The sequence below is a fragment of the Burkholderia pyrrocinia genome (assembly GCF_001028665.1).
GTDB lineage: Bacteria > Pseudomonadota > Gammaproteobacteria > Burkholderiales > Burkholderiaceae > Burkholderia > Burkholderia pyrrocinia.
In genome coordinates this window covers 64,906-81,448 of record NZ_CP011505.1, presented here as the reverse complement: position 1 = coordinate 81,448, position 16,543 = coordinate 64,906, and the positions used below count along the sequence as shown (strand labels likewise).

General features: G+C 64.5%; 16 protein-coding genes. 8 read left to right on the top strand and 8 right to left on the bottom strand.

What is annotated here, in order from left to right:
• Positions 1 to 69 precede the first annotated feature (69 nt).
• Together ABD05_RS30655 and ABD05_RS30650 are read left to right on the top strand one after the other, a co-directional pair.
• Positions 70 to 294 (top strand): hypothetical protein, encoded by a 225-nt coding sequence (locus ABD05_RS30655; protein WP_047903953.1) that lies wholly within the window; start codon positions 70 to 72, stop codon positions 292 to 294.
• A 186-nt stretch (positions 295 to 480) separates the two neighbouring features.
• Positions 481 to 2,247, top strand: a complete 1,767-nt coding sequence (locus ABD05_RS30650) for a SulP family inorganic anion transporter (protein ID WP_047903952.1) — start codon at positions 481 to 483, stop codon at positions 2,245 to 2,247.
• Between the two features lie 88 nt (positions 2,248 to 2,335).
• Here ABD05_RS30650 and ABD05_RS39350 read toward each other — a convergent pair whose 3' ends face one another.
• The 3 genes from ABD05_RS39350 to ABD05_RS30640 form a co-directional block, all read right to left on the bottom strand.
• On the bottom strand, positions 2,336 to 2,464 hold the full coding sequence (locus tag ABD05_RS39350) for a hypothetical protein (RefSeq protein WP_274521919.1): 129 nt from the start codon (positions 2,462 to 2,464) through the stop codon (positions 2,336 to 2,338).
• 140 nt (positions 2,465 to 2,604) lie between these two features.
• On the bottom strand, positions 2,605 to 3,714 hold the full coding sequence (locus ABD05_RS30645; RefSeq protein WP_047903951.1) for a DNA alkylation repair protein: 1,110 nt from the start codon (positions 3,712 to 3,714) through the stop codon (positions 2,605 to 2,607).
• A gap of 158 nt (positions 3,715 to 3,872) precedes the next feature.
• A complete protein-coding gene (locus ABD05_RS30640; protein WP_338012476.1) occupies positions 3,873 to 4,850 on the bottom strand; it encodes a hypothetical protein in 978 nt (325 codons plus the stop codon).
• A gap of 218 nt (positions 4,851 to 5,068) precedes the next feature.
• Here ABD05_RS30640 and ABD05_RS39345 point away from each other — a divergent pair, with 218 nt between their 5' ends.
• The gene (locus ABD05_RS39345) at positions 5,069 to 5,197 is read left to right on the top strand and encodes a hypothetical protein (protein ID WP_258170546.1); all 129 of its coding nucleotides are present in this window, start codon (positions 5,069 to 5,071) and stop codon (positions 5,195 to 5,197) included.
• Between the two features lie 140 nt (positions 5,198 to 5,337).
• Here ABD05_RS39345 and ABD05_RS30635 read toward each other — a convergent pair whose 3' ends face one another.
• From ABD05_RS30635 to ABD05_RS30625, 4 genes are all read right to left on the bottom strand, one after another.
• A complete protein-coding gene (locus ABD05_RS30635; protein WP_047903950.1) occupies positions 5,338 to 6,831 on the bottom strand; it encodes a sensor domain-containing diguanylate cyclase in 1,494 nt (497 codons plus the stop codon).
• A 187-nt stretch (positions 6,832 to 7,018) separates the two neighbouring features.
• Positions 7,019 to 7,267: a hypothetical protein gene (locus ABD05_RS38080; protein ID WP_141685166.1), complete on the bottom strand. Its 249-nt coding sequence runs from the start codon at positions 7,265 to 7,267 to the stop codon at positions 7,019 to 7,021.
• 7 nt (positions 7,268 to 7,274) lie between these two features.
• A complete protein-coding gene (locus tag ABD05_RS30630) occupies positions 7,275 to 8,312 on the bottom strand; it encodes a LysR family transcriptional regulator (protein WP_047903949.1) in 1,038 nt (345 codons plus the stop codon).
• 81 nt (positions 8,313 to 8,393) lie between these two features.
• Positions 8,394 to 9,137 carry an SDR family oxidoreductase gene (locus ABD05_RS30625; RefSeq protein ID WP_047903948.1) on the bottom strand — a complete coding sequence of 248 codons (744 nt, stop codon included), beginning with the start codon at positions 9,135 to 9,137 and terminating at the stop codon, positions 8,394 to 8,396.
• A gap of 193 nt (positions 9,138 to 9,330) precedes the next feature.
• Between ABD05_RS30625 and pdxR the strand changes: the two genes are divergently transcribed.
• The gene (gene pdxR, locus ABD05_RS30620; RefSeq protein WP_047904613.1) at positions 9,331 to 10,851 is read left to right on the top strand and encodes a MocR-like pyridoxine biosynthesis transcription factor PdxR; all 1,521 of its coding nucleotides are present in this window, start codon (positions 9,331 to 9,333) and stop codon (positions 10,849 to 10,851) included.
• 400 nt (positions 10,852 to 11,251) lie between these two features.
• Entirely contained in the window at positions 11,252 to 11,752 is a 501-nt protein-coding gene (locus ABD05_RS30615; protein ID WP_047903947.1) for an Ohr family peroxiredoxin, read from the top strand.
• Positions 11,753 to 11,862: 110 nt separating this feature from the next.
• On the opposite strand, the gene ABD05_RS30610 is transcribed toward ABD05_RS30615, so the two are convergent.
• Positions 11,863 to 13,071: an NAD(P)/FAD-dependent oxidoreductase gene (locus ABD05_RS30610; protein ID WP_047903946.1), complete on the bottom strand. Its 1,209-nt coding sequence runs from the start codon at positions 13,069 to 13,071 to the stop codon at positions 11,863 to 11,865.
• Between the two features lie 566 nt (positions 13,072 to 13,637).
• Between ABD05_RS30610 and ABD05_RS30605 the strand changes: the two genes are divergently transcribed.
• The 3 genes from ABD05_RS30605 (at position 13,638) to ABD05_RS30595 (ending at position 16,537) form a co-directional block, all read left to right on the top strand.
• Positions 13,638 to 14,639, top strand: coding sequence for a bestrophin family protein (locus tag ABD05_RS30605; RefSeq protein WP_047903945.1), 1,002 nt, complete (start codon positions 13,638 to 13,640; stop codon positions 14,637 to 14,639).
• Between the two features lie 320 nt (positions 14,640 to 14,959).
• The gene (locus ABD05_RS30600; RefSeq protein WP_082146293.1) at positions 14,960 to 15,739 is read left to right on the top strand and encodes an acetoacetate decarboxylase; all 780 of its coding nucleotides are present in this window, start codon (positions 14,960 to 14,962) and stop codon (positions 15,737 to 15,739) included.
• Between the two features lie 15 nt (positions 15,740 to 15,754).
• Positions 15,755 to 16,537, top strand: coding sequence for a 3-hydroxybutyrate dehydrogenase (locus tag ABD05_RS30595; RefSeq protein ID WP_047903943.1), 783 nt, complete (start codon positions 15,755 to 15,757; stop codon positions 16,535 to 16,537).
• Positions 16,538 to 16,543: the final 6 nt, after the last annotated feature.

Sequence of the window (16,543 nt, the reverse complement as noted above, 5' to 3'; positions counted from 1 at the left end):
AGCAACGATACTGAAACCACCGATACCGGCTGCGCGGTATCCCGATCTCGAGCCACCAGGAGAGCCGTCATGTCACACGCTACCCATCTTTCCGATTCGGGCAATCAGACCGGCAAGGACGAGACAGCCGCACTCGACACGCTGGCACTCGTCGCACTCGCTCGCGACGCCGGCATGCTGGTGATACTCGACGGACAGATCGGGCGCGAGCGGTACGAAAGCGTGACGGGATCGATCGCCACGCTGGCCCGCTTTGCACAGGCACTGCAACTTTCGGCGCTCAAGACCGCGTGAAATCGAGCGTGGTCGAGCCGCCGCGCCGGCATCCGGTGCGACGGCACCGGCCCCGTCATCTGATGCAATGCCCCCCTCTCGCACCGCTATTTCGTCCGTCTGTCGAAGCTGGCCGCATCGGGATGAACGCGCATTTACAGGAGCAAGCCATCCCTTTCGACCGGACTTCCTCCGGATGAAGCCGCGATGAACCGGCCGCTTTCCGGACGCATCGCCCGCATGCTCCCTGGCGTTGCGCTACTCGTGAACTACCGGCGCGCGTGGCTCGCGCGCGACCTGTATGCGGGCCTGGCGCTCTCGGCCGTGCTGGTGCCGGTCGGCATGAGCTACGCGCAGGCGGCCGGCCTGCCCGCCGTCACGGGGCTCTACGCATCGATCGCCGCGTTGCTCGCCTATGCGGTGCTCGGCCCGAGCCGGATCCTCGTCCTCGGCCCGGATTCGGCGCTGGCCGCGCTGATTGCCGGGGCCATCGTCCCGCTCGCCGGTCATGACCCGCAGCGGGCCATCGCGCTTTCCGGCGCGCTGGCGCTGTCGGCCGGAACGATCTGCATCCTGCTCGGTACGCTCGGCCTCGGTTTCGTCACGGATCTGCTGTCGCGCCCGATCCAGTACGGTTACCTGAACGGCATCGCCATCACGCTCGCAGTCGGCCGGTTGCCCGAGCTGTTCGGCATGTCCGTCGCGAGCAACGACATGTTCTCCGGCCTGACGCAGATCGTGCGGGCCCTCGTCGAACACCGGTTTTCCACCGATGCGTGTGTGCTGGGCGCAGGCGTGCTGGCGGCAATCGCGCTGATGAAGCGCACGATGCCGCGCTGGCCCGGTGTCTTGATCGCCGTGCTCGCGGCAACGCTGGCCGCGCGCATGTCGCCGCTGCACGGGGTCGCGACGATCGGCGCATTGCCGGCCGGCACGCCCGCGCCGCATCTTCCGGTCGTCTCGTTCGCCGATGTGACCGCGCTCGCGTCCGGCGCGATCGCCATCGCACTGGTGTCGTTCGCCGACATCAGCATGCTGTCGCGTGCCCTTTCCGCACGCGCAGGCGACACACCGAACCGCAATCAGGAACTGGTCGCGCTGGGCGCGGCCAATCTGCTGGCCGGTGCGATGCAGGGCTGCGCGGTCAGCAGCAGCGCATCGCGCACCCCCGTCGCGATTGCGGCCGGTGCGCAAAGCCAGGTCACGAACCTCGTCGCGGCGAGCTGCATCGCGTTGCTGCTCATTGCCGCGCCGACGTTGCTGACGGTCGTCCCGCGCGCCGCGCTGGCCGCTGTCGTGATTTACGCCGCGTTCGGGATTGCCGACGTCCGCAGCGTCGTGCGGCTGTACCGGATGCGCCGCGGCGAATGCCTGATTTCGGTGCTGTGCTTTGCCGGCGTCATCGGCATGGGTGTCGTGCCCGGCATCCTGCTCGCCAGCGCGCTGTCGCTGCTGTCGTTCGTCTGGCGCGCATGGCATCCGTACGATGCGGTGCTCGGCCGGCTGGCGGGCGTGCGCGGCTATCACGACATTGCACGGCATCCGGACGCCGTGCAGACGCCCGGGCTCGTGCTGTTCCGCTGGGATGCCCCGCTCTTTTATGCGAATGTCGAGATCTTCTGCGAGCATCTGCGCATCGCGCTCGCGCAGTCGGCATGCCCGGTCAGTCGAATCGTCGTCGCGGCGGAGCCCGTCACCGATATCGACGTCAGCGCCGCGGATCGGCTCGTGGCGCTTTGCGACGAGCTCCGGGAAGAAGGCATCGCGCTGAACTTCGCGGAAATGAAGGGGCCGGTGAAGGATCGCCTGCGCGCTTACGGCCTGTTCGACGTATTCGGGCCCGCCAGCTTCTTTCCGACCTTGACCGACGCCGTCGTACATCACGTTCAGCGACAAGGCGAACATCCGCGCGACGATGCGGCGGCCGCGCGCCCCACGTCATCGCTTCCCGGTCGAGATCGGACAGACGACTAGCGGGATCCGGTGCGGATCGCATCGCGTAACGGAACAAACATCGTCGTCGATGCGGCACCGATACGACACGTCCGCGGCAGTCGGCGATTCAGACCGTGAACGTGTTCGATTTCCTCATCTCGACCCAGGTCATCCCGGCTCGCAACCCGTCGACCGCGGCATCGCGCTCGAAGAACGAGCCGACCTTGCCCGTCAGCCGCACGGTGCCGTCGTGCACCGCGCCGTCCGTGCGTGCCGATCACGGCCAGATCGATCGACACGCATCCGGAACACGCGCTGCGCTACCCGATCGCGTCGGCATTCATCCCGCCTTCACGCCGCTTCGCACGACGAAGTCGACCCGGCAAACAGCCCCACTCACACCGCGAGTTCGAAGAACGATCGCGCCACGACCCGGCCGTTGACGATCAGCTCGACCTCATGCCGGCCCGCATAGTGCCGGCGCGTCGTGAAATCGCGGATCGCCCGACTGTGCCGGAGCGTGATGCGCTGGCCGGGTTCGAGCGTCAGTCCCTTCAGCTTGAACACCTTCGGCGACGCATCGCCATTTTGCTTCACATAGCCGATACGATAATCGACGACGAGCCGCTGCGCCGCCTCGGCCGTCGAACGCAGCTCGCACGCGAGCGTGATCGACTCGCCGAGCACCACCTGCGCGGGCGTCACGCCGAACGGGCCGACTTCCAGGCGAGGCGCACTTTCGGCACCGAGTATCGCGAGCGCTCGCGCATCGCCCTGCTTCACGAGGGTGCGAAGCGCATGACGGACGATCCATCGCGTATGCGGATCGTCGCCGCCCCATCGTTCGGCCCGATCGAGCACCCATGCCGGATGCATCTTCGCCACGTCGTTCAGGTGATTCGCGACCGAGCGGCGTACATAAGCGCTCGAGTCCGCGCGAAGATTGTCGAGTATCCGCGCCGCCAGCGCCGGGTCGGCCTCGATCTCGCGGAGCCGGAACGACCATGGCAGGCGCGGGCGACTTCCCTCGCTTGCCAGCCGGCGTACTGCATCGTCCGCATCGTGCGACCAGGTTTCCATGACTGCGAGCGCGCGCGCACTGTCGATGCGCAGGAATTCACGCACCGCGAATTCCGACGAGCCGAACGGCGTGAAATATTTCAGCGCGTCCATCGAACGGTCGAAGGTGTGCCGACCGTATTGCCCGACATAATCGGGGGCGATCAGCGAGACAAAGCCTCGGCCCAATCGTGGCGCCGCCTCCTGCAACAATTCCAGCACGGCATCGTATCCGCCGGGCAGCGACCGCGCCGCCGTGTCGATCGCCACGCTGGCGCGCCTGACGCGCTCCATCAGCGTCAAGCCGTCAAGGCCGTCGAGCGCCGTCGCAAGAAATGCGGCCCGGTCGAACGCGGGTTCGATCGAATGCAGTACGTCGGACAGCGTGTGGAACTGCCGCTCGCCCAGCGATTCCTTCAGCGGGACGGGAACTTGATGGGTTGTCATTGCGAGGGGGGTGCAGATCGATGGGTGCGAAAGCGCACAGTATCGCCGAAGCCCCTGTCAATTCCTGTCAGCAGTCTTTGCCCGGCCGGTGCACCCGTGCGGGATGCAATCGACGTACGCGGAACGCGAACCGCAAACCGCGAGCGGGCGCGCGGCGTTCATGCGTCCGTTCGCCGCTGCTCGCGGGATGGATCGCGGGAACCGCCGCTGAAGAGCCTGTTTCGCAACTGACCGCCGGCGAATGCAGCCGCAATCAACGACAGATAACCGGCGACCAGGAGATGTCGCCAACTGTCGAGCGCGGCGCGGTGCGCAACCAGCGCCGCGTCGGGTGCCGGTACGGCGAGACTTCCCGGCACGATCGCGCGCGTCATCTGCACGAATCCCGCCGCCGACAGCACAGGCAGCAGGACGAGCATGGCCAGCAGCACAAACTTGGCACGCCGAAACAATGCATGGCGGCGCAAATGAAACCACATCCCGAGACTGCCGTGCACCCAACCCGGTGCGAGCAGCGCGATCTGCAGGCCCTGCGTGCCGCTCGTGAGGAGCGACGCGATGACTCGTTCGTAGTTCGGCTCGAAACCGTAGAACGAGGTCGCAACCCGGGTCCCGACGACGTGGCGTATCAACAGCATGGGCAGGCTCAGCCCCGCCCAGAGACGGAGCCATTCGGCGGGCGGCAGCGTCCAGTGTTGACGGCCGTAGATGGTGCGGATCGCCAGCGCGAAATGCAGGCCGGCCGCGCCATACAGCAGGATCGTGCCGGGCGCGCTTTGCCAGATCGCGATGGCCAGGTGCAGTCCACGCTCGGCGATCTCGATCGACCAGATGCCGAGCGCGTGATTGACCATATGAATGGAAATATAGAGCCACAGCAGGATGCCGGAACCGAGTTGCAGCCTTCGCGCGGCCTTGTGCATCCCGTCGTGCGCCGACGCCGGCTTGCCGGCATCTGCATCGGCGTCGATCACGTGCTGCGCGGGACGCGGCGCGCGGCTGCGCGACGGTGGACGCATGCCGACGCGCTCCTGGAGCGACGATGACCGCGATGCCTCGTTCACCTTCGGGGCACCCTCGCGATCGCGCCGCGATCGGCCCGGAATGCCCCGGGTTTGCCTCTCCTTGCCGTTCATTGGCGCCTCCCCCTCGATGCGTCCGGTGCTTGATCCGCATACCAAGGAGCGGGCCCGTTTATTCCGGCGACGCGCGACATCCCGCGCATGAAGTGCATCGCGCGGTTTCGGGAATAGGCGCCATGCTCGCCGGGTATACGGTGTGTGAGCACGACGGATGACGATCGCGACGCGTCGGCACCCTTCGCATCGAAACGAGCGGAATCAAGGAGACCATCATGTCCAACGTTCTGTCCCACTGGATTCTGATCGGTTGCGACGCATACGACGAGTATGTGTTCGTGCCGTGGCTCGATAAATCCGTCTATCGGAGAACGGTCACCCTGCGCCGGGTCTGCCTGTTGTGACGAAAGCCGCAACGATGCATGCGATCCGGCGGAATCCGTGTACGGCGTGAGATGACGCCGGTACGCCGTCGCGTAACCTGCCGATGCGGAAGACCGGCCCTGCCACGATGTCGTACCGCTCTCGTCATGGAACCCGGGGGTCAGGCCGACTGCGGTGAGTCGGTGGGCTGAAGGGCTGCAACCTTGTTGCGGCCAGTCGCCTTCGCGTAATACAACGCCTCGTCGGCCGCCTTGATCACCGCGCCGGCCTCGCCATCCTGGTCCGGCGTCCAGCTCGCCAGGCCAATGCTGGCGGTGACGCGCCCGTATTCGCTGCCGGCATGCTCGAGTGCCAGTTCGTCGATCGCCGCACGAATCCTCTCGGCAATCTGGGCCGCTCCCGTCTGCGGCGTATCCGGCAGCAGCACCACGAATTCCTCGCCGCCGTAGCGGGCCGCGGTATCGGCCGGCCGGCGGATGTTCTCGCCGATACAGCGCGCGACCGCCGCCAGCGCGTCGTCCCCGGCCTGATGGCCGTAGGTGTCGTTGTAGGCCTTGAAGCGATCGACATCGACGAACAACAGCGAGAACACGGAATGCGCGCGCCGCGCACGCCGCCATTCGCGGTCCAGCACTTCCCCGAAGCTGCGGCGATTGTTGAGGCCGGTGAGACCATCGGTGCGCGCCAGCAGCACAAGCTCGGACTCCGCACGCATCCGGCGCCGCAGTTGTGCGCCGAGCATGACGGACAACGCGATGAAGGCGGCGCCGAAGGTCGCCACCAGCGCACCGATCGTCGTTGCGCGGTGCCGCCACGCTGCATAGATGTCTTGCTCGGCTTCCGCGACCATGATGATCAGCGGCAGCTTCGGCAGGTGCCTGAAGTAGTAGAGGCGGCGCACGCCGTCGATCGATGACGTTTCCAGGAACGTGCCATCTGGCGCCGTCTGGAACCGCCGAAAGGTTGCCGCCTTGCTGAGATCGCGGCCAATCGTGTGCACGTCGTACGGCTGGCGCATCACCATGATGCCGTCGTTGCCGATCAGCGAGATCGACCCATGCTGCCCCAGCGACAGGCCGGCGAACAATTGGTGGAAATATTCAAGGTTGACCGCAATGATCGCGATGCCGGCGAACGAGCCGTCCGGGTTCGAGATTCGCCGCGACAGCGCAATGCTGAGCATGCCGCTGCGCAGGCGCGATGCGAACGGGTCGCTGACGTAGAGCCCTGCGTTCGGATTGTCGCGGTGGATGGTGAAGTACTTGCGATCGGCGAAATTGCCCTGTCGCGGCACGTCGTTGGCCGAATCCAGGATGATGTTGCCGCTCGCATCCAGCACCAGCATCGAGCCGAGAAATTGCGCGGTCATCGCGTTGTCGAACAACACGGCACGCCGCAAGGCCGGCGAAGCAGTCATCACGTCGGGGCGTTGCAGGCCCTGAATCACCGCCTGCAAGGACAGATCGTAGAGCTCGAAATTGCGCTCGATGTCGCGCTCGGCCACCAGGCCGAGATTGCGCGAGGTTTCGCCGGCACGGTCGAGCGCGTCGTGGCGGCTCTGGAACAGCTGCAACACGCACAGGCCCATCAGTGCGCAGGCAATCAGAATGCCTATCACCACGATGGAATAGGGGGCGGCCGATCGGGGATGCATGGGTCTCCTAGTTGCGTGAACGTGCGCGCCCGGCCCGGGCGTGGTTTCCTCATACTAAAAAGGGACGGACGCCTGTGCAAGCGCGGACGCCGTCAGGCGTCCGCAGTTGCGAGCGCAAAATTGTTTGGAATTTGGGTACGGCGTTGGCTGTGTAAGCGATTCACGGTGAATCGTCGCACAAATCGCTTCAATTCTCGGGATTCGATGGCGTCACATAGGGAAAGCGATGTGCCATCACAGGGGGGCCTTCGGCATTCAGGCTGGCGCCGGGTGTCGATTCGTATCGACAGACATCGATGGAAATGGCCGGTCGGCGCAGCGATGTCGCCTCGCGAGCCGTAGTAATCCGTTCTTCAGCGATGCGCGACGCCGCCATGTCGAGCCAGCGGCCGATCGACCCGTTGATTTTGCGGACGGCGCCGGAACGACTCCTCACGCACGCTTCACGCCACCAATCCCGCCGACGGGGCAGCCGCGATATCCGGATTGAACCGCGTCATGCAGTTCAGGTCGAGTGCGCGTATCTGTTCGGTCATGAAGTCGATGAAGATACGAATGCGCGTCGGAAGATGTTGCCGGCTGAGATAGCAGATATAGTGGCCGCGATCGTCCGGCACATGCTGCGCCAGCGCGACAACGAGCTCGTTCGATGCGATATGGTCGCGAATCTGATAGCCCGCCATCTGCGCAATGCCCGATCCGTTCAGAACCGCGCGCAACACCAGATCCGAGTCGTTGAACGTGAGGCGGGACGTCGGCAGGTACTTTTGCAGGCGGCCGTCGACATTGAATTCCCATTCGAATACGCGACCGCTGGCAAGACGGAAATTGATGCACTCGTGCCGGGCCAGATCGTCCAGATGCTTCGGAAGGCCGTGCCTGGCCACATACGACGGCGCCGCGCAGAGCGCCATCTGCATCGGAATCAGTTGCCGCGCAATGATGCTGGAGTCCTCGATGCGCCCGTTGCGGAACGACACGTCGATCCGCTCCGACACCAGGTCGATCGGCCGGTCGTCGAGCAGCAGGTCGATGACGATGTCGGGGTAGGCCCGCGCAAACGTTTCAAGCAACGGCGCCACGACTTTCCTGCCGAATCCCACCGCCGAACTGATACGAATGAGGCCGCGTGGCGGCCCCTGCCGCAGTTCCAGCATGTCGTTCATGGCTTCGACGATCTGCGCGACGCCCTGGTGGCAGTTCTCGAAGAATCGCTGGCCTTCGCAAGTCAGTTCGGTCATGCGCGTGGTCCGCTGGAACAGCCGCGTACTCAACTGCGCTTCCAGCTTCTGGACATTCCGGCTCACGGCCGGCCGGCCGACGCCCAGACGTTCGGCTGCCTTGGTGAAACTCCCCTCGCTCGCCACCGCGACGAACGCAAGGATGCCCGCATAGCTTGCACCGAAGCTCGCCGACAATGCGTCGGCGCAACCTGGCAAGTCGCGCCGAACGCCTTGCTCCGATATATCCGTTTGATTCATTTCCGCTGCCCCCAGATACCGCTCATCGCGATTGGTCTTCGCCGGCCTGCGCCGGCGAACCGCCGCACGTGCCGGCGCGAATCACTTGCTTGCAAGCCACTGGTCGAGACTGATGCGGCCGAGTCGCGCATTCCCGAGCGGCACGAGCGATTTTTCCTCGACGCGGCCGCCGTAGTAGCGGGCGTCGCGATCGGTCACGACCGGGCGCGTGTCGCCTACCGACTTCAGATAGCGCGCGACGATCTCCGCGAACGGCGCGCGGTCCGGGCCCGCGATCTCGACCGTGCCGTTCAGCGGCCCGGCAAGCGCGATCTGTGCGAGGAGCGCCGAGACGTCTTCCGCGGCGATCGGCTGAAACAGCCCGTCGCCGACGCGGACCGTACCGCCGTCCGTGCCGAAATCCGCAATACCGCCGATGAACTCCATGAATTGCGTGGCGCGCACGATCGTGTACGGTACGCCCGCTGTTTCGATCGCCTGCTCCTGCGCGACCTTGGCGGCGAAATAACCGTTCTCCGGCATCCGGTCGCAGCCGACGATCGACAACGCAACGTGATGGCGCACGCCCGCGGCCACTTCGGCCCTGCCGAGATTGCGTGCCGACGTGCGGAAGAAGTCCAGCACCGCCTGCGGTTCCCATGACGGCGCATTCGCCACGTCCACGACGACGTCCGCGTCCATCAACGCATCGGTCAGGCCTTCGCCCGTGATGCTGTTGACGCCGGTGCGCGGCGATGCGGCAAGCGCCTGATGGCCCGCTTCGCCCAGCAGCGTGACGACCCGCGAGCCGATCAGGCCCGAACCGCCGATGACAACGATCTTCATCGCAAATCTCCTGACGAAAGGATTTCATTCGAATGCGCGGGGTGCGTGACGGGCGCCGTCTCCGACGAAGCAGGTCATACCCGTCACATCGCATGGCGCAATTGTGGAAGAATCATGTCCTATCGATAAGAGCCAAGAATCGTCGATACAACTAGTCCATACCGTATCCGTTCCGGTCACCCACAAGGCCATGATGTCCGCGTCAACGCCCACCCTGCGCATCGAAATCGACCGGCACCATCAGTTGCCGGTCTATCTGCAGATTTGCGAGCGGTTCAGAACCGCGATCGCCGCGGGCCATCTGCGTCCCGGCGATCGCGTGCCCGCGCTGCGCGGCCTGGCGACCCAGCTGAACACCGCGCGCGGCACCGTCGAACAGGCATACATGATCCTGGTCGACGAGGGCTATCTGCAAATGCGCGGCGCGGCAGGCACGTTCGTGTCGCCGTCCCTGCCGATATCGCTGACGGGTTCGCTGCCCGCGCGTGGCGTCGAACAGGCACCGTGCGCCGCGGACGCCGGCTCGCAACGGGCGTCGGGCGTGCCGCCCGGCAGTCAGGCTCCGTCGCGCCCGCAGCCGATCGCCGTCGCGATGAGCGGCGAGCCGCGCCCGTTGCAACCCGGGGTCCCGGCGCTCGACGCATTTCCGCGCAAGGTATGGCACCGGCTCGTGTCGCTGCACGCGCGCAGCAGCGACCGCGCGATGCTCGGCTACCCGAATCCGCTGGGTTACCGGCCGCTGCGCGAGCACATCGCCACCTATCTGACCCTGTCGCGCGGCGTCACCTGCGTGCCGGAACAGGTGTTCATCACCGGCGGCTACCGCGCGACGCTGGAACTCGTGCTGCGCAGCCTCGCGCGTCCGAACGACCGTGTATGGTTCGAGGATCCCGGCTATCTGCTCGCACGCGGCTTTCTGTCCGAGACCGGTGTACAGCTCGTGCCGGTGCCGGTGGACGCCGAAGGGATCGACGTCGAGCGCGCGATGCAGCTGGACGCGCGGGCACGCTTCGCGCTGGTGACGCCGTCGCATCAGAGCCCGCTCGGGCATACGCTGTCGCTTGCCCGACGCATCGCCCTGCTGGATTGGGCCGAAAAGGCGTCCGGCTGGATCGTCGAGGACGACTACGACAGCGAGTTTCGCTATCTGGGCCGCCCGCTGCCGGCGTTGAAAAGTCTCGACCGGCGGGATCACGTGATCTATTGCAGCACGTTCAGCAAGGCGATGTATCCGGGTTTGCGGCTTGCGTACGCGGTCGTGCCCGAGCGTGCCGTGGAGCGCGTCGAACGGGTCGCGAGCAGCATGAACGCCGGCTCGCCGACGCTTCTGCAGGCGGCCATGGCGGATTTCATCGAACAGGGGCACTTTGCCCGCCATCTGAAGCGGATGCGCGCACTGTACGGCGAGCGCCGCACGCTGATCGTGGACGCGTTGCAGCAGGCGTTCGGCGAGCGGCTGATCGTCGAATTGCCAGTCGGCGGCATCCAGTTCGCGGTGCAGTTCCCCGAGGGGCCCGACGGCCCGGTCGACGACGTCGCCGTGGCCGCGCGTGCCCGCGACGCGGGGCTCGCGATCTTGCCGCTGTCCATCTGGTATACGAACAGCCGCACGCGGCAAACGCCGCGCGGCCTCATCATCGGCTTCGCGAACATCGCCGATGCGGGCGAAGCGCGCCGCCTCGCGCAAACGCTGCGCGCGTGCGTGGATCGCTGAAGCCCGGCACGCGACCGTCGCACTCGGCGGTACGAGCCCGCAGCCGCGTTTTGCCGGGCCCGGCGGCAAGCAGGATCGGCGCACCGGCCATCATGAAGCGCACCGGCGACAGCCAGATACTGCCGGTCCGGATTGGTGTCGAACGGGAAACATCATGTCTCCGTCGGCAGCCATATCGCCGCCACGCGTACTCCTTTAGCATGGGGGCGGCTTTGTCCTGCGGACTCACCAGGAATCGGGCTGAACCACGAGATTGCCGCATTCCTGATATGACCGTTCGTTCCATGCCATTTCCCGAAGACGATGTCTGCCCGGGCAGTGCGGCCCGCCTTCGCAAGACGACTTCGACGAATCAATCGACCGGGATCGGAACGCGCGTCCTTGAACACGAGAATGCATCATGCACGACAAGAAGCTGCAAGCCCCCTCGCTTTCCCTCCTCGACCGGTATCGCGGCAGGGATTTCCATCCCCTCTATACGACGACTGTCACGGTTTCCGGCGGCGAGACGGGGCACGGCCGCGCATCCGGCGTGGCGCGTTCGGATGACGGGAATCTTGCCGTGGATCTGCGGCTGCCCGCCGAGTTCGGCGGGCCCGGCAACGGCACCAATCCCGAACAACTGTTCGCCGCGGGTTTTGCCGCGTGCTTCCATGGGGCGCTGAACCTGATCGAGAAGCGCGCGGCAGTGGAGATCACCGACACTGCCGTGGAGGTGCAAGTCACGTTTGGCCGCGATCCGATGGATGGCGGCTATGCACTGGTCATCGATGTGCGGGTCCGGATGCCTGGTGTAGACCGAAGCACGGCGGAAGAGATGGTTCGAGCTGCGGAACGCTTGTGCCCGTACGTAAAGATGGCCAGGCAGGGGTCGGTCAATATCGTGACCGTCGTCGACTGACTCGCCGCCCGTCGTGCGGCGGGCGGCGCGGCTATTTGTCGAAGACGCTCACGGCCGCCGGCCGCCTGACTCGCTGCGCATCTCGCCACAAGTCAGGCGGCGCGAATCGGTCAGCCGACCGACGCTTGCGGGTTACCCGCTGCCAACGCTTCGGTACGATTCGGCGCCGGCGGGTAGATCCACTGCGTGTTGATCATCTGTTTGCGCTCCTTTCCTTCCGCGTGCGTCAGCTTGATCTGACGATCCCAGCCTTCCGAGTAAACCGCGCCCCATTCTCCAAGGTCGAGGCAGGTCGCATAGAACGGCTGCCGGTATGCCAGCGTGGCCTCCCCGATCAGATCCGCGGCGACGTTGTGCCCGCCGAATTGCCCCATCACGATCGCGTGTTGACAGGACATCAATGCATAGTGCCCGTCATCGTCGCTCCGGGCGCGCGCCACATCTCCCGCCACGAACACGTGGGGGGCTTCCGCCACGCGAAGATCGGAGGTCACCTCGACCCGCCCGAGCGGGTCAAGCTGCGACGAGACTTGCGCCGTCAGTGAACTCGCGCGCATCCCGCCGGCCCAGATCACGGTCATCGCTTCGACATGGGTGCCCGACGCGGTGCGAACGCCGTCTGCGCCGACCGACACGACGCGCGATCCGAGTACGGTCTCGATGCCCAGCGCGTCGAAGGCTTCCGATACGTACGGCCGAGGATTGGGGCCAAGATCGGGACCAATGTCGTCCTGCGCGCCGATCACGACGACTCGACTCGCAACGTCGGCGCCAAACCACTCGCGCAAGCGCTTCGGCAATTCAGTGGCGACCTCGATACCCGTGAAGCCGCAGCCGACAACGGCGACGGTATTGCGTGCCGGAGAATCCGGCAGCTTCGCCAGCGCGGCGAAATGCGCATCGAGCGCGACCGCGTCTTCAATACAATCGACCGAGAACGCGTGTTCCGCCAGCCCCGGAACCGGCGGCCTGCTCAACGAGCTGCCGCTGGTCAGCAGCAACCGGTCATACGCCAGCAAACGCTTTTGTCCGTCGGCCAGCGCAACGCTGAGCGTCTTCTCGCGAACCGAAATCTCCTCGACACTGCCCCCGACAAACTTCACGCCCACAGCGTCGAGCAGCGGCAGCAGCGGTGCGGCCATCCGTTGCGGTTCGCTTTCGTACAGCCGCGGCCGGATCTGCAGTTCGGGTTTCGGGGAGATCAACGTGATTTCCACGTCACCGCTTCCCACGCCGGCCTTGTCAAGCACGCGAGCCGCACCCAGTGCACCCCACACTCCGGCGAAGCCGGCACCCACGATCAAGATTTTCTGCGACATGATTTTTGCCTTCGGTTGGAAAACTGCAGGATCGACGGCAGGCACCGAACTCGATGCAACGGGTGCCTGCTTCGTTACTCGGTGCGCCTTCACGAGCGCCGCGTGCTGCCGCGCGTCCGGAACAACATCGGTTCCGCGGCAACGGTAGTCGTGCCTCGATAGCCGGAGCGGAATATCGCGATCGCGGTGACTTCGAGGCGAAGCCGAACAGGGTCGACAGGCCGCGTCGCGGGTTCCTCGACGCGACGGCGAACACGCGTGTCAGGCGGAGTCGTTCGCGGCAATGCGCCGCACGAAGTCATCGTAGGTCGGCGCCGCATGGCCCGGTAGACCTGCGATCGGGCTCATGGTGTTGCCTGTTCGGCACCAATCAAACCTGTTCCGCCGAATCAAGTGTCGGGCATCATGCGCAACGGAAGATCTTCCGCCCATCCGTCACGAAGACCGAATGCGCAGCGCCCGGGAAGCGCTCGTGCCGTGGTCACACGGAGCGGAAAGTCGCGCTGCCACGCACGTTGTCCGCAAACCGCTTTCGTCATCACCGTCAATATCCCGAGGCACAAGAAATGCATCTTGGAAAATCGTACAAGTTCTCCGAGTTCCTGATCTGGACTCGCTGGAAAATCTACGAACTTCTCATTTGCGGCTCCGTACCGGTTGTGCTGTACAAGCTCTTCTCATTTACATGGTTATCCGTACCCCTTACGATCGTGGTGCTGCTTGGAACGGCAACGTCGTTCATCGTCGGCTTCAAGAACGTTCAAACGTACAACAGGGCAATGGACGCGCTGGACATCTGGACCGACATCCTGAGCAAAAGCCGCCGCTGGGGCCAGCTCACGCGCGATCTGGTCGAAGATGAAGCGATTGCCCGGAAACTGGTGTACCGGCACCTTGCGTGGCTGACCGCGCTGCGATACGACCTGCGTCGACCGCTTGTCTGGGAAAGCACGAGCAAACGCTACAACGCGGAATATCGCCGGTTCTATCGTGTTCCGGAGTGGGAAAAGGATCTCGGCAAGTTGTTGCCGGAATATCTGTCTCCATCCGAAACCGCGCAAGCGCTTTCTTCCGCGTCGATCCCGACATGCGTGCTGAACCTGCAAGGGAGCTCGCTCAGGATGCTGCACCGGGCGGGGCACCTGAATTCAAGCTTCTATATGGAGCTTCAAAAGCTCGTCGGCGATTTCATCGATCTCCAGTCGAAATCGGAACGTTTCAAGAACTTTCCCTATCCACGCCAGTATGCGACGGTCAGCTCGCTGTTCGTGAGGTTCTTCTGCTTCTCCTTCCCATTCGGATTGCTTCACGAATTCGACAGGCTGAATGACGGCGTGAGCGGCTTCATGCACGGCAACATGGTGTGGCTGGTCGTGCCATGCAGCGTCGCGGTATCGTGGATGTACACGTCGCTCGAGCAGGTTGGGGAAAGCACGGAAAATCCGTTCGAGGGCGGCGCAAACGACGTTCCCATCTCGACGATGTGCAACTCGATCGAGCGCGATCTGAAGAATATGCTCGGAGAACATGCCGGCGATCCGTCGAGCCAGACGGTCATCGCGCTATAGGGAATGGGCGGTGTCCACGCCGGCATGCTTCATCGTTGTGCATCTGCCCTCCTGTCGTTGATTGTTGTCGCCGAGACAACACGGTGAGGTCCTGTTCAGGACTATTGCCGCAAGACGACATCGCCTACGCTTGGTCCTGACGGTGGCCGCTCACGCTGCCCGATGCGATCCGGGAAACGACGCGACACCGTAAGAGAGAAAAACGTGCGAACGCGCGCAGCGAATCCTCACTGCCTTGCGCGATCGCTCGTCATCCGCCGCGGCAGCAAAAGCCGTGGCGACGAGTGTTACGCAGCACCTCACCAACCGAGGAACGATCCGTGACAAAAGAAGATATCCGCAACAGCGCCTTTGCGATGCCCGTGCACAATCCGGCGTATCCGCGTCCGCCCTTCCGCTTCATCAACCGGGAGTACTTCATCATCTCGTACGAGACGGACATGGACGCGCTTCGGGCCGTCGTCCCGGAGCCCCTGACGGTCGACAAAGCAATCGTCCATTACGAGTTCATCCGCATGCCCGATTCGTCGGGGTTCGGCGACTACACGGAAAGCGGCCAGGTGATCTCCGTGCTCGACGAGGACGGCAACCGGGCCAACTTCACGCACGCGATGTATCTGGACGACGAAGGCCCGATCGCAGCCGGACGCGAAATCTGGGGCTTTCCCAAGAAACTGGCTTCGCCGAAGCTCTGCATCGACGGCAAGGACACCCTGCTCGGCACGCTCGACTACGGTACGCAGCGCATCGCCACCGGAACGATGGGCTACAAGTATCGCGCGCTCGACACGACGGCCGAGCGCCGCAAGCTCGCCGATACGCCCAACTATCTGCTCAAGGTGATTCCGCACGTCGATGGCTCGGCTCGCATCTGCGAACTCGTGCGCTTCTTCCTGCGCGATGTCGACGTGATCGGCGCCTGGGAGGGGCCTGCAGCGCTCGAACTGCATCCCCACGCGCTCGCATCGGTCGCCGACCTGCCGGTTCGAAAGGTGATCGGCGCGCGTCACGTCATAGCAAATCTCACACTCGATATCGGCGAAGTGGCTTATGACTATCTCGCCCCTGTCGAGTCGTTGAAACTCGCAGTCAACCAGTAAGCTCCCGGAGGACATATGGCAATGCATGACAAGGTTGCACTCGTGACAGGTGCGGCAAGCGGTATCGGCGAAGTGTGCGCGCGCAAGCTCGCGAAAGACGGCGCAACGGTGGTGATCGCGGATCTGAATCTCGCGAATGCGCGGAAGGTCGCCGACGATATCGTTGCCGACGGCGGGAAAGCGCTTGCGGTCGCGATGGACGTAACCAGCGAGGAAGCGGTCGACGCGGGTGTGGCCGAAACGGTGGACCGGCTGGGCGGCATTGACGTGCTCGTGTCGAATGCGGGCATCCAGATCGTCAACCGGATCGAGGACTACGCATTTTCCGACTGGAAGAAGATGCTCGCCATTCACCTCGACGGTGCGTTCCTGACGACCCGGGCTGCAATCCGGCACATGTACGCGTCGAACAAGGGCGGCTCGGTGATCTACATGGGCTCGGTGCATTCGCACGAGGCCTCGCAGCTCAAGTCGGCTTACGTGACCGCGAAACACGGGTTGCTCGGTCTCGCGCGGGTTGTCGCGAAAGAAGGCGGGCCGCGTAACGTGCGCGCCAATGTCGTGTGCCCGGGCTTCGTCCGGACCCCGCTGGTCGACAAGCAGATCCCCGAACAGGCGAAGGCGCTGGGAATCTCCGAACAGCAGGTCGTGAAGGACGTGATGCTGAAGGAGACGGTCGACGGCGAATTCACGTCGCTGGCCGATGTCGCGAACACCGTTGCATTCCTCGCCGGCGTCGAATCGAACGCGCTCACCGGACAATCGATCGTCGTCAGCCACGGCTGGTTCATGCAGTAAGGAGAA

Coding starts and splice junctions, on each gene's coding strand:
- ABD05_RS30655 (WP_047903953.1), top strand. CDS start 70: ATGTCACACGCTACCCATCTTTCCGATTCGGGCAATCAGACCGGCAAG.
- ABD05_RS30650 (WP_047903952.1), top strand. CDS start 481: ATGAACCGGCCGCTTTCCGGACGCATCGCCCGCATGCTCCCTGGCGTT.
- ABD05_RS30645 (WP_047903951.1), bottom strand. CDS start 3,714: ATGACAACCCATCAAGTTCCCGTCCCGCTGAAGGAATCGCTGGGCGAG.
- ABD05_RS30640 (WP_338012476.1), bottom strand. CDS start 4,850: ATGAACGGCAAGGAGAGGCAAACCCGGGGCATTCCGGGCCGATCGCGG.
- ABD05_RS39345 (WP_258170546.1), top strand. CDS start 5,069: ATGTCCAACGTTCTGTCCCACTGGATTCTGATCGGTTGCGACGCATAC.
- ABD05_RS30635 (WP_047903950.1), bottom strand. CDS start 6,831: ATGCATCCCCGATCGGCCGCCCCCTATTCCATCGTGGTGATAGGCATT.
- ABD05_RS30630 (WP_047903949.1), bottom strand. CDS start 8,312: ATGAATCAAACGGATATATCGGAGCAAGGCGTTCGGCGCGACTTGCCA.
- ABD05_RS30625 (WP_047903948.1), bottom strand. CDS start 9,137: ATGAAGATCGTTGTCATCGGCGGTTCGGGCCTGATCGGCTCGCGGGTC.
- pdxR (WP_047904613.1), top strand. CDS start 9,331: ATGTCCGCGTCAACGCCCACCCTGCGCATCGAAATCGACCGGCACCAT.
- ABD05_RS30615 (WP_047903947.1), top strand. CDS start 11,252: ATGCACGACAAGAAGCTGCAAGCCCCCTCGCTTTCCCTCCTCGACCGG.
- ABD05_RS30610 (WP_047903946.1), bottom strand. CDS start 13,071: ATGTCGCAGAAAATCTTGATCGTGGGTGCCGGCTTCGCCGGAGTGTGG.
- ABD05_RS30605 (WP_047903945.1), top strand. CDS start 13,638: ATGCATCTTGGAAAATCGTACAAGTTCTCCGAGTTCCTGATCTGGACT.
- ABD05_RS30595 (WP_047903943.1), top strand. CDS start 15,755: ATGGCAATGCATGACAAGGTTGCACTCGTGACAGGTGCGGCAAGCGGT.